Annotated in this window: 13 protein-coding genes; 7 read left to right on the top strand and 6 right to left on the bottom strand. The window is 33.8% G+C overall.

From position 1 onward, the window contains the following. Window positions 1-152 precede the first annotated feature (152 nt). The 5 genes from pyk to DRF58_RS02890 are packed head-to-tail and all read right to left on the bottom strand — an operon-like array spanning window position 153 to window position 4,329. Window positions 153-1,598, bottom strand: coding sequence for a pyruvate kinase (gene pyk, locus DRF58_RS02910; protein WP_116032615.1), 1,446 nt, complete (start codon window positions 1,596-1,598; stop codon window positions 153-155). After that, window positions 1,591-2,064, bottom strand: a complete 474-nt coding sequence (locus DRF58_RS02905; RefSeq protein WP_116032613.1) for an IPExxxVDY family protein — start codon at window positions 2,062-2,064, stop codon at window positions 1,591-1,593. Before DRF58_RS02905 ends, pyk begins: the two co-directional genes overlap by 8 nt. Next, a complete protein-coding gene (gene rnc / locus DRF58_RS02900; RefSeq protein WP_116032610.1) occupies window positions 2,039-2,809 on the bottom strand; it encodes a ribonuclease III in 771 nt (256 codons plus the stop codon). The genes DRF58_RS02905 and rnc overlap by 26 nt, the downstream gene beginning before the upstream one ends. Before the next feature lie 9 nt (window positions 2,810-2,818). Next, the gene (gene fabF / locus DRF58_RS02895; protein WP_116032608.1) at window positions 2,819-4,066 is read right to left on the bottom strand and encodes a beta-ketoacyl-ACP synthase II; all 1,248 of its coding nucleotides are present in this window, start codon (window positions 4,064-4,066) and stop codon (window positions 2,819-2,821) included. A gap of 23 nt (window positions 4,067-4,089) precedes the next feature. Continuing rightward, window positions 4,090-4,329, bottom strand: a complete 240-nt coding sequence (locus tag DRF58_RS02890; protein WP_002976354.1) for an acyl carrier protein — start codon at window positions 4,327-4,329, stop codon at window positions 4,090-4,092. 180 nt (window positions 4,330-4,509) lie between these two features. Between DRF58_RS02890 and folE the strand changes: the two genes are divergently transcribed. The 4 genes from folE (at window position 4,510) to DRF58_RS02870 (ending at window position 10,317) form a co-directional block, all read left to right on the top strand. Next, window positions 4,510-5,175 carry a GTP cyclohydrolase I FolE gene (gene folE / locus DRF58_RS02885; RefSeq protein ID WP_116032606.1) on the top strand — a complete coding sequence of 222 codons (666 nt, stop codon included), beginning with the start codon at window positions 4,510-4,512 and terminating at the stop codon, window positions 5,173-5,175. A 120-nt stretch (window positions 5,176-5,295) separates the two neighbouring features. Next, a complete protein-coding gene (cysS, locus tag DRF58_RS02880; protein ID WP_116032604.1) occupies window positions 5,296-6,765 on the top strand; it encodes a cysteine--tRNA ligase in 1,470 nt (489 codons plus the stop codon). Window positions 6,766-6,863: 98 nt separating this feature from the next. Next, complete coding sequence (locus DRF58_RS02875) at window positions 6,864-7,595, top strand: hypothetical protein (RefSeq protein ID WP_116032601.1); 732 nt, start codon at window positions 6,864-6,866, stop codon at window positions 7,593-7,595. Window positions 7,596-7,665: 70 nt separating this feature from the next. After that, window positions 7,666-10,317, top strand: a complete 2,652-nt coding sequence (locus tag DRF58_RS02870; protein WP_116032599.1) for a 4-alpha-glucanotransferase — start codon at window positions 7,666-7,668, stop codon at window positions 10,315-10,317. Between the two features lie 68 nt (window positions 10,318-10,385). Here DRF58_RS02870 and DRF58_RS02865 read toward each other — a convergent pair whose 3' ends face one another. Beyond that, window positions 10,386-10,736 (bottom strand): helix-turn-helix transcriptional regulator, encoded by a 351-nt coding sequence (locus tag DRF58_RS02865; protein WP_123902350.1) that lies wholly within the window; start codon window positions 10,734-10,736, stop codon window positions 10,386-10,388. Between the two features lie 109 nt (window positions 10,737-10,845). On the opposite strand from DRF58_RS02865, the gene DRF58_RS02860 reads away from it, so the two are divergent. From DRF58_RS02860 to DRF58_RS02850, 3 genes are all read left to right on the top strand, one after another. After that, the gene (locus DRF58_RS02860) at window positions 10,846-11,478 is read left to right on the top strand and encodes a bacteriocin fulvocin C-related protein (RefSeq protein WP_116032594.1); all 633 of its coding nucleotides are present in this window, start codon (window positions 10,846-10,848) and stop codon (window positions 11,476-11,478) included. Window positions 11,479-11,489: 11 nt separating this feature from the next. Next, window positions 11,490-11,819 (top strand): hypothetical protein, encoded by a 330-nt coding sequence (locus DRF58_RS02855; protein ID WP_116032592.1) that lies wholly within the window; start codon window positions 11,490-11,492, stop codon window positions 11,817-11,819. A 240-nt stretch (window positions 11,820-12,059) separates the two neighbouring features. Then, complete coding sequence (locus DRF58_RS02850; RefSeq protein ID WP_116032590.1) at window positions 12,060-12,602, top strand: hypothetical protein; 543 nt, start codon at window positions 12,060-12,062, stop codon at window positions 12,600-12,602. Window positions 12,603-12,609: the final 7 nt, after the last annotated feature.

Genomic DNA, 12,609 nt, shown 5'->3' with positions numbered 1-12,609 from the left:
ATTACACGCTTTAGCACACAATTTAAGAAAGAAAGTTGCCTGAAGAGGACAACTTTTCACTTTTTCTTAAAATATTGAAAAACTTTTATAACAAAAAAATCCGCCTCAAATTTTGTTGTGAGACGGATTCTTCATTTTTATATAGCTTGAAATTATATTGTAGATAATCTCAATGTATTGGTTTTTCCCCCGTTCTGAACAGGCATTGCGTTCAAGTTGATTACAAAATCACCTTGCTCTACAAATCCGTAGTTATGTGTCAACATATTCACTTGGATTACAGTTTCGTCTGTAGATTTTTCCATATCGTAGAAGAAAGCTCTTACACCCCAAAGAAGATTCAGCATTGTAATCACTCGCTTATTATTACTGAAAACAATGATGTGAGAAGATGGTCTGTGTGCAGAGATTTGGAAAGCAGTGTAACCAGAACTAGTCAAAGTTACAATAGCTTCAGCACCTGTAGATTTTGCAACATCAACTGCAGATCGACAAACTTTATCTGTAATAAAACGCTCATCTACACAGTTGATTTTCTCTTCGATAACGTGATTTAGTTTTGAATAAAGCGGAGTACTTTCAATATTCTTAACGATCTTTGCCATATTTTTGATAACATCTACAGGATATTTTCCAACAGAAGTTTCTCCAGAAAGCATCACAGCATCAGCACCATCTAAAACAGAGTTTGCAACGTCATTTACTTCCGCTCTTGTAGGCGTTAAGCTGTTAATCATTGTTTCCATCATCTGAGTCGCAATGATAACTGGTTTTGCATAAAGTCTAGCTTTGTTTACCAAGTTTTTCTGGATAACAGGAACTTGCTCCATAGGAACTTCCACACCTAGATCTCCTCTTGCAACCATTAGACAATCACATTCCATCAAGATTTCATCGATGTTTTTGACACCTTCTGGTTTCTCAATTTTAGCAATGATTGGGGTTTTAGTTTTGTTAGTTGGATGTTTTGCCATCAATTCTTTCAAATCAATGATGTCTTGAGCGTGACGAACGAAAGATAATGCAATCCAATCAAACTCGTTATCTAACATAAAGTTCGCATCCTCAATATCCTTTTCTGTAAGAGCTGGAAGAGATACGTTTGTATTAGGAAGGTTAACCCCTTTTTTAGAACTCAATGGTCCACCTTGGATTGTTTTCGCTTTTACTGTATCAACATTATTTGTTTCAATAACTTCAAAAACCAATTTTCCATCATCAATCAAGATTCTCTCTCCAACTTTTACGTCTTGAGGGAACTGTTGATAAGTCATATAAACTTTTGTAGAATCACCTTCAACCTTTTCATTAGTAAAAGTAAGAACATCTCCAGGATTAAGGAAAGAACCTTCTTTTACAACACCAACTCTAAGCTTTGGACCTTGAAGATCTCCAAGAATAGATACTGAGTAGCCATATTCCTTGTTGATCTCACGGATTGTATTGACATTTTTCAACACCAATTCGTAATCGGCGTGTGAAAAATTTATTCTGAATACGTCAACACCTGCTTGGATCATTTGGATCATCGTTTCCTTGTTGGAAGATGCTGGTCCTAGTGTTGCAATGATTTTTGTTTTTTTTAGGTTTTTATTCATAATATTGAATTAATTGATAAAGTTCTTCGTCAGAACTCAATGGATATTCTTGAATTTGGAATACAAAATTTTCCGGGAGCAAAATTAACGAAAATTCCGCAAACATATCGGAATTCGTCAAGATGTAATCCGCATCACTCTGCAGATTTAGTAAAAATTTAACATTCGATTCATCCGAAAAAAGTTGATTTTGTACTTTTTTCTCAACAGATGTAATCGATTTGTTGGAAATGAAACTGAAACAATTTTTTGAAGATTGGTCGTAAGCCTGATAGCGGGAGAAATAATAGTCGAAATATTCGCCTTTTATTAAGATGTCATCAACTCTTTTGAACTTAAAAGCATTGATTTTATTAATGAAAAAAAACAATTCGTGCTCCGGGATTGGTTTGGCAAGTCTAATCAATCCGACGTTGATCTCCGATAGATCTTCTTCTAGTTTAAGATACTGTTTTTTGATTTTCAATAATGTTTTCTTTCTTACTCAAAACGTAAAATGCTCTTTGGGCTGCTTTTTCTTCTGCTTTCTTTTTAGAAGTTTCTACAGCATTGGCAATTTTTTCATTGTGTAGCCAGACGTGACAGCGGAAAACTGTAGCTTTATTAGCTTGGATTTCTTCGCAGGTTTCATACTTGATGGGAATCTTTTTTTTCTGACTCCATTCTAGTAAAAGACCTTTGTAGCTGATGATTTTATTCTCTAGCTTATTAATAGTCGAAGGCGTGAGAATCCTGTCAAGAACTATTTTCTTACAGAATTCGTAATCGATATCTAGATAAAGTGCACCAATCAACGCTTCCAAAAGATTTCCGGAAATATTTTCACTTAGAATGGTCTGACTAATGTCTGCTTGTAAAAGACTCGTTAGTTTAAGATCATCTCCTAGTTTATTTAGGTTCTTCCTATTGACGATTTTGGATTTCATTTGTGTTAGAAATCCTTCATTTCCGTCTGGATATGTCTGAAAAAGATGACAAGAAATAATGGTTCCTAAAACAGAATCCCCTAAAAACTCTAGACGTTCGTAATTTTTTTTATTCGTGCTTTTTGAAGAAGATTTTAATGAAAAAGCTTCTTTAAAAATTTCTAAATTATGGATTTCGTATCCAACAATTTTAGAAATGTTTTTGCGAAAAAGAATATCTTTTTCCGAAAGTTTTTGTGCTCTGTTTTTAGAAAGGAATTTAGAAAAATAACTTTTCAACTCCATAAAAACATTTTATATTTTTTTGAAAAGAACACAAGCATTATGACCTCCAAAACCAAAAGTGTTACTCATAGCAATTTTAACATCTTTTTCAACAGCTGTGTTGAAAGTGAAGTTAAGTCTGCTGTCGATTTTTTCATCGTCAGTAAAGTGATTGATTGTTGGTGGAACAATACCGTGTATAATCGTGTGTAAAGCAGCAATAGCTTCGATAACACCTGCAGCACCTAAAAGGTGACCAGTCATCGATTTTGTAGAATTGATCTGAATATCAAAAGCGTGCTCTCCGAATAATTTTGCAATTGCATTAGATTCTGCGATGTCTCCTAGTGGAGTAGATGTACCGTGCATATTGATATGATCTACTTCATCAGCAGTTACACCAGCGTCTTCTAAACAATTTTTCATTACCAGATAAGCGCCAAGACCTTCAGGATGTGGTGCAGTCATGTGGTGCGCATCCGCACTCATTCCGCCACCCGCTAATTCTGCATAGATTGTTGCTCCTCTTTGTTTTGCGTGTTCATATTCTTCAAGAATGATACATCCTGCACCTTCTCCTAAAACAAATCCATCTCTGTCTTTGTCAAAAGGTCTTGAAGCTGTTTTGGGATCATCGTTTCTTGTAGAAAGCGCATGCATTGCGTTGAAACCTCCCATTCCACTAGCTGTAACAGCAGCTTCTGATCCTCCACATACAATAACATCAGCTTTACCTAAGTTAATAAGCATTTTAGCGTCAATCAAAGCATTGGCAGATGAAGCACAAGCAGAAACAGTTGTGTAGTTAGGACCGTGGAAACCATATTCGATAGAAATATTTCCAGGTGTGATGTCCGCAATCATTTTTGGAATAAAGAAAGGGTTGAATCTTGGGATACCTTTAGACTCTGCAAAACCAAGAACTTCTGTTTCAAAAGTTTCTAATCCGCCAATTCCTGATCCCCAGATAACACCTACGCGATCTTTATTCACATTATCCTCAATAAGTCTGCTGTGAGCGATAGCTTCTCTTGCGGCAATTTGTCCGAATTGAGAATTTCTATCCATCTTCTTCGCCTCTTTTTTATCAAAATAATTAAGAGGGTCGTAGTTTTTTACTTCGCTTGCAAACTTAGTTTTGAAATTAGTGGAATCAAAAAGAGTAATAGGAGCAGCTCCGCTCTCTCCCTTTTTTAGGTTTTCCCAGTATTCTTTCGCATTATTTCCGATTGGTGTAATGGCGCCAAAACCGGTTACAACTACTCTTTTTAATTCCATAAATTTTTTCTGTCTAGATAATATTATTTATTTACAACTTCTTCGATGTAAGCAATAGCGTGACCTACAGTTGTAATTTTTTCTGCTTGGTCATCTGGGATTTGGATGTTGAATTCTTTTTCGAACTCCATGATAAGTTCTACAGTATCCAAAGAATCAGCTCCTAAATCATTAGTGAAGCTAGCTTCTGGAGTTACTTCTGTTTCTTCAACGTCAAGCTTATCAGCGATGATAGCTTTTACTCTTGATGCAATGTCTGACATAGTATTTATTTTTAATTATGTTAATTTGGTGCAAATATATAAAATTTCAAATCAAATCAATTTTTTTTTAGTTTTTTAAACTGGTTCTAAATCTATCTTTTTTATAATCAAATCTTTATATTTACTCTGGATAGGGTACAAAATTTTGTTTATTTTTGCGACTTATTATATAATGATATTATGGAACATTTTCCTGATAATGACGATGATTTGTTCACAGGCAAAGACCACACACCTTTGAGAGCAGATGCTTTTGAACTAAAACCAGAAGAAAAAGTTAAGAAAATTGAAGGTCTTTTTTCGGAGATTATGCATACTCTTGGTTTGGATATGACAGACGATTCTTTGAAAGATTCTCCAAAGCGTGTTGCAAAGATGTATGTGAATGAAATTTTCGGAGGTCTTCTTCCTGAAAACAAACCAGGCGTTTCGACTTTTAAAAATCAATATAAGTATCGCCAGATGCTTGTGGAAAAGGATATCACCGTTTATTCTTTCTGCGAACATCATTTTTTGCCAATCATTGGAAAAGCACATGTTGCTTATATTTCTAATGGAGAAGTGATTGGATTGTCAAAAATCAATAGAATTGTTGATTATTATGCAAAACGTCCGCAGGTTCAGGAACGTTTGACAATGCAAATTGTTGAAGCTATGAAAGAAGCTTTAGGAACAGAAAATGTAGCTTGTATTATAGATGCAAAACATCTTTGCGTCAATTGTAGAGGAATAAAAGACACTGCAAGTTCCACAATAACAGCAGAACTGAGCGGTATTTTCCGTAAAAATCCTACAACAAGAAGAGAATTCTTACATTATGTCGGAACTCATATGAAATTAGATTAATAATGATAAAATTTAAAAAACAATCTCACAAAATCTTCATTACGACAATTATTTGTTGTTGATTTTTTATGTTTAAATTTTAAATCACTTATCAATTATAATTAATCATTAATTAAAACAATGCAACTAAAAATATACAACTCGCTATCAGGCGAAAAAGAAGTTTTCAAACCCATATTAGAAGGTAATATCGGGATGTACGTTTGTGGACCGACGGTTTATAGTAATGTGCATTTGGGCAATGTAAGAACTTTTTTGTCCTTCGATTTTATTTACAGAAGTCTTCAGTTTCTTGGCTATAAAGTCAGATATGTCAGAAATATTACTGATGCCGGACATTTGACGGACGATGGCGATATCAATAATGACAGATTCATCAAGCAATCTAGATTGGAAAAACTGGAACCGATGGAAATCGTTCAAAAATATACGGTCGATTTTCACGATGTTTTAAAGAAATTCAATTTGCTTCCACCAACAATTGAGCCGACTGCAACTGGTCATATTATCGAACAATTAGAACTTGCAAAAGATTTAATTGAAAAAGGTTTTGCATACGAAAGCAATGGTTCAGTTTATTTCGATGTTTTGGAATACAATGCGAGAGGACTTAATTATGGAGAACTTTCCAGAAGAAATATCGAGGAATTATTTGCTAATACAAGAGATTTGGATGGACAAGGTGAGAAAAAAAATCCACAGGATTTTGCACTTTGGAAAAAAGCATCACCAGAACATATTATGAAATGGCCGTCGCCTTGGGGAGAAGGTTTCCCAGGTTGGCATCTTGAGTGTACTGCGATGAGTACCAAATATTTGGGAGATCAATTCGATATTCACGGTGGTGGAATGGATTTGAAATTCCCACATCACGAATGTGAAATCGCTCAAGGAAAAGCTTGCAATGGTACAGAACCAGTAAAATATTGGATGCACGCTAATATGTTGACGATGAATGGACAAAGAATGAGTAAATCAACAGGTAATTATATTCTTCCAATGGAATTGATTACTGGAAATAATGATTTCTTTGAGAAATCTTTTCATCCAAGCGTTTTGAGATTTTGCTTTTTACAGGCGCATTACAGAAGTGTTTTGGATATTTCTAATGATGCAATGTTGGCCAGTGAAAAAGGTTTCAATCGATTGATGGAAGCGGTTAAAATCCTTAATACACAAGTTCAGGTAGAGGGAGTAGAAACTTCTTCTTTTGATTATAAAAATTGGAAAGAAAAAGTTCTGGAAGCTTTGACTGATGATTTCAATAGTCCGATTTTGATTTCTCATTTGTTTGAAGCTGTGAAGTTTATTTCGGCCTCAAAATTGGGTAAAGAAAGTATTTCTACAGAAGATTATGAAGATTTAAAACAATTCCTGAATGCAATTGTTTTTGATGTTTTGGGATTAGAAACAATTGAAGAATCTAATAATGATAAGCTTGACCAAACTCTACAAGTTTTAATCGATTTGAGAAATCAAGCAAGAAAATCTAAAAATTGGGAATTGTCTGACCAGATCCGCGATCAACTTCTTGAAAAAGGAATTGAGCTAAAAGACGGACGTGAAGGAACAACTTATCAATTGATTTAATTAAAATTAATCATAAATATTTAGAAATACGGTTAACGAAAGTTAAACCGTATTTTTTGTTTCAATAAAAAACTATTTTTGAGAAAAATTACAACCATTTGAAAAGATTTATACTCTTTTACTTTCTCATCATCTCAATATCAATCAACTCTCAGACAATTTCCGGAATTGTAGTTTCTGATGAAAGCGATCGGCTTCCCAAAACTCTGATTGTCAATATGGCTTCTGACCAAAAAGTTTATAGTAATGAACTTGGAGAGTTCTCAATCAATGCCAAAAGTGGAGACGAATTACGTTTTGTAAGAGAAAACTATGAACGTGAAAAAGTGATTGTCAACAATAATTATTACCTAACTATTCGATTGACCAAAATTCCGGAAGAGATAGAGGAAGTTAAAATCATCAATAAAAGACTTGTAGAATCTCAGGAAGAAAAACTTAGAACAGATATTGGGCTTCCAAAAGGACCTGAGAAACCTCGCGAGAAACCTGCCAATGCGGTTGATGATATTGTGAAACCTTTGATAAGAATTCCTCCAATGGTGAATGTTCAAGCAATTTATGACGTTTTTAGCGGAAAATCCAGACGATTAAGAAGACTTTATAAATATGAAGATTTACAAGAAGGTTTGGCTTGGATTCAGAATAATGTAGATTTGGAATATTTTGCAAAAGCAGGAATATCGCCCGAAAAATTCAATGATTTTCTGATGTTTTCCTTAAAAGACGAAAAAGTTCTGATGTATATGAAAGCCAAAAATATTGGTGGACTTACGGTTTCTTTGGATAATCATATTGGTGCATATCTGGAAAAAATTGGTAAAAAATGATTTTTTTACAGGAATATTATTTATAATTCAATAAATCATTAAATTGCGTCAATATTAATAGACCTTAATAATGAAACTATACTTTAGTGTTAACTTCGGAACAAAAGTTGGCCAGCGACTCGTTTTGCGCCTATTTGACGAGAAAAATGAGCATCGAGACTACGACTTAAGCTATTCCGAAAATAACAATTGGATCACCGAATTAGATTATTTTTCAAAATCGATTCTCTACAAATACCTTGTGGTGAACGAAGATGGGGAAGTTTTGGAGGAAGAGATTCCTTTTCACAAGCTCAATCTTCCAAACAGTTTTAAAGAATTTGTAATCTTTGACCAATGGAATCTCAAAAACTTTCCTGAAAATTATTTAACCAACAAAATTCTGCATAATCGTTTGCAAGGTTTTCAGCCTGCAAAACAACCGGTAGTTAAGAAGCATACGCATCTTTTTAGGATAGAAGCGCCGCTTTATCATCCAAATTGGCAATTGGTTTTGATTGGAAATGTAGATGCTTTGGGAAATTGGGATTACGAAAAAGCTGTTGAACTGAGCGAAACAGATTACGGCGTTTGGGAAACCGGTGTTGAAATCAATTCTCATCAGACGATTCTTTACAAATACGCGATTAAAGATAAAAATACAGGAAAAGTTTTTTACATAGAGCCAAACGAAAATCGTTGGGTTTTTGGAAATCCAAATAAGGATATTCTTTATGTGAAAGCGGACCATTATTTTAAATTCGATAATCATACGCTTTGGCATTCTGCGGGCGTTGCGGTTCCTGTTTTTTCTTTGAGAACTGATGACGGTTTCGGTGTCGGAGAGTTTCCTGATATCAAAAAATTGGGAGATTGGGCTAATGAAACCAAATTGTCTGTGATTCAGATTTTGCCGATTAATGATACAACGGCGAATTACACTTGGACAGATTCTTATCCTTACGCCGCGATTTCGGTTTATGCACTTCATCCGCAATATCTTTCGATTGAGAAATTAGAATATGCTTTGCCGAAAGATTTGGTTGAAGATTATCAGGCAAAAAAAGCAGAACTTAATGCGTTGTCTTTGATTGACTACGAGCAGATGATTTCCGGAAAATGGAAATATGCAACGGCAGTTTTCGAGGGAAATCAAGAAGCGATTCTTAAAGATAAAAACTTTAAAAAGTTCATTAAAGATAATGAGGAATGGCTGATGCCTTATTCTGCATTTTGTGTTTTGAGAGACAAATACAAAACGCCAAATTTTAATGAATGGAAGACTCATAAAAAATATGTTGCAGGAAAAGTAGCGACGCTTTATTCGCCTAAACATAAAGAGTATTCTCAATTAATGCTTCACGCTTGGGTGCAATATCAATTGCATTTGCAACTTCAAGATGCTGTAGAATATCTTCATCAATTGGGAATTTCCGTGAAAGGAGATTTACCGATTGGGATTTATAGACATTCTGTGGAAGCTTGGACAGAACCGGAATTATTCGGAATGGATTTCCAAGCCGGTGCACCGCCAGACCAATTCTCGGATTTGGGACAAAACTGGGAATTCCCGACTTATAATTGGGAAGTGATGAAAGCCGACGGTTATCAATGGTGGAAAAAACGTTTCAAAGTTCTCGAACAATATTTTGATGCAATGAGGATCGACCACATTCTTGGATTTTTCAGAATCTGGAGAATGCCGATTTCTGCGACTCAAGGTTTGTTGGGGTATTTTTATCCTGCGCTTCCTGTGACCGAAAAAGAATTTGCTGACAGACAGATTCCATTTAGCTTTGACCGTTATGTGAAACCATTTGTGAATGACCCGATTCTTTGGGAGAACTTCGGAGATGTGAAAGATAAAGTTCAAAATCATTTTTTTGATACTCATAATGGAACAATTACTTTCAAACCGGAATTTGATACTCAGAGAAAATTGACTGATTATTTCAAGAAAGAATCTTGGGATTGGGCAGAAGAAAAATTGATTTCTCTGGCTGGAAATGTTTTATTCTTAACCGAAGAAACAGAAAACGGAGTCGTTTATCATCCAAGATTCAACATTGCAAAAACGACTTCTTACAAATATCTTCCGGATTGGGAAAAGGCAAAACTGAATGATGTTTACAACGATTATTTCTTCAAACGTCAGGACGGACTTTGGTATCAGAAAGCGATGGAGAAATTACCGGCTTTACTGAATTCTACAACGATGTTGATTTGTGGCGAAGATTTAGGATTGGTTCCGGATTCGGTTCCTGTTGTGATGGATAAGTTGGCAATTACCGCTTTGAAAGTTCAAAGAATGCCTTCCGAAAATATCGCTTGGTACGACCCGAAAAATGCAAGTTACCTCAATGTTGTTACGGCTTCTTCTCACGACAGCTCTACGCTGAGACAATGGTGGCACGAGGACAGAAATCTGACTCAGAAATATTTTAATAATCAATTAGGGCAATATGGAACTGCGCCTTGGGATTTGACTCCGGAATTGTCAGAAATGATAATGAAACAGCATCTTTACACGGATGCAATGTTGGCGATTTTCCCGATTCAGGAATTTTTGGCGACAGATGAAACTTTGATGAATCCGAATATGGATGAGGAGAGAATCAACAATCCTGCAGTTTTTCCACATTATTGGAGATACAGAATGCATCTGAAATTGGAAGATTTGAAAACCAAAGACAGGTTCAATCAAAAAATTGCAAGTTGGGTTGAAAACAGTGACCGATTTTAATTCCACTTTGTCAAAGATTTTATAAAACCCTTTCAGAGTTTGAGACTCTGAAAGGGTTTTTTATGAAACTATCTCTTTTCCAAATTAATTTTTAGAATTTCAGCTAATTTGTTTACACTTTCTTTATCTGTTAAAACAAACACAACTCCGTTGATTGAATTATCTTTATTTTCCTTATTCTCTTGATTAATTTGAATATTACTTTTAGAATCTGAAAATAAGTCTTTGATTTCTACATCAAAAATTTTTGCCAGTTTAGGGATATACTCTGATTTTACATCGTTTTCCTCATTTTCCCAATTAATATAAGTACGGCGGTCTATTTCTAACAAGTCTGCAATTTCTTGCTGGGATTTTTTTGATTTTGATCTAAGCTTTCTAAGATTATGTCCAACGCTCATAGAATTAATTTTTAACAAATGTAGATAATTGTACAAAAACTTACACTCAATTTGTGAAATTTTTTGTTGTAATATGTTTTGTCTACATTGATAAATTTGAAATTATTAACAATTAAACTTTTATACTATGAAAAGAATTATTACTTTTATTACATTATTTTCGCTTCTAGTTATTCAATCTTGTCGTTCATCAGAGGATGAAAAAATGGATAATTATAGAGAGGAATTACAGTTAAAGTCAGAGCCATCACAGAAAGAAGCATTTAAAAATCTGACTAGTGAAAATAAAGTAAAAATATGGGGAAGTAAGTTATCCCAAGTTCTTACACAAGATTTATCGCAAGAACAAAGAAGCTTGGTAGAGGCTTTAAGAGGAGAAATTAAAAATATGAAATCTCCAAGTTATGATGGAATAAAGTTGATTGAACTAGGAATAGAACTAGCAAAAATAACTCCAGAAAACGAGTTTATTAATATGGTTTCTGAATTAGAGGATTATAAGAGAGATGAAAAATTATATTTATTAAAAAGCAATAACAATCCTATTGTACTAAATTTACAGAACTTTTTAATAACTGTTAAGCAAAGAAATAAATTGATTGTTGAGGAAAACCAAGGCAATGTTTTAAATAAGAAAAGACCATGTGATTGCAGTTGGACTTGTGGTATGTATTCTGGTAGTAGTGATGATTGTGCTGCCACAGAGTCTGGATGCGGTATTTTTTGGTCACAGCCTTGTACTGGAACAATTCGCCCTTAAATTTATATATTATGAAAAACAAGATTTTAAAATCTCTATTAACTACAATAACATATTGTGTTTTAGGGGCAACATTTGGTTATAGAGATAATCTTCAAGATGTGCTTATGCCCACGTTTATGGTTCTTTTTGCTCTGATTAACGTGTTTATGATAGATAAGAATAAAAGTTATATAGAAAACTTTCTAACTCTTTCTGGCATAATTTCGTTAGGTTTTATTGTTGCATTATTTTTTAAAGACTCATATAAACCTTTAATTTTTCAATATTTAGGATTAATATTTGTTAGTAGTATTCTTATTTATTATTTAAAAAAGAATTTTAGTTTAGTTAATTCATAAAATTGTTTTCAAAAAATATTAATAACCCTTTCAGAGTTTTAAACTCTGAAAGGGTTCTTTTTTTATAATTAATAAAAATTATTAGACTGATAATCAGATATGAAATTGCTTTTTGAATTGAATTTTGTTCGGGATCTAAATTTTCGTTTAACTTTTATGATTCGTCAATATCCAAAAGATAGAAAGTTTCATTTCAAGGAAAAAATGGATTTTCGAATTTAATTTTTAAAATAAAAGAAAATGAAAAAGATAATTTTAACACTTGCTATTATTTTTGGAGGATTAGTTTCTGCACAAGATTACTATGACACTTATCCAGCCGATTATAACGGATACGAATATTATGATGATTCCTACGATTATCCAGATGATTATTATTACAACTATCCAACGGATTATTATCCGGACCAATATTATCAAGGTTATTATAACGATTACCGAAATGCGGTTTTCTCTGTAAATTGGAATCAGTTTTTTGTACAATACAGATTGAGTCCATTCCAAATCAATCAGATTATGCTTCTAAATAATCGTTTTGCTTCATATGCCGCTTGGAATGCTTATTACGCTTGGAATCCTGACAGATGGTATTATGACAGGTTTTATGCTTTGCAAAATATCCTTGGTCCGAGAATTTTCGTAGTGTATCAAAATGTTTATTTCCGTGGCGCAAGTCCGTTTGTGTATTACAGAAACCGTTGCGTGAACTTCTATGCAAGACGTTATCCGGTAAGACCAGTTTACAGAAATGTGAATATTAATATCTACAAAGTAAATCGATGAAATTTCC

Origin of the sequence: Epilithonimonas hispanica (assembly GCF_003385395.1) — a bacterium.
GTDB classification, from domain to species: domain Bacteria; phylum Bacteroidota; class Bacteroidia; order Flavobacteriales; family Weeksellaceae; genus Epilithonimonas; species Epilithonimonas hispanica.
Note: the sequence above shows the minus strand (reverse complement) of the source record. Positions and strands in the feature narration are given on the sequence as shown.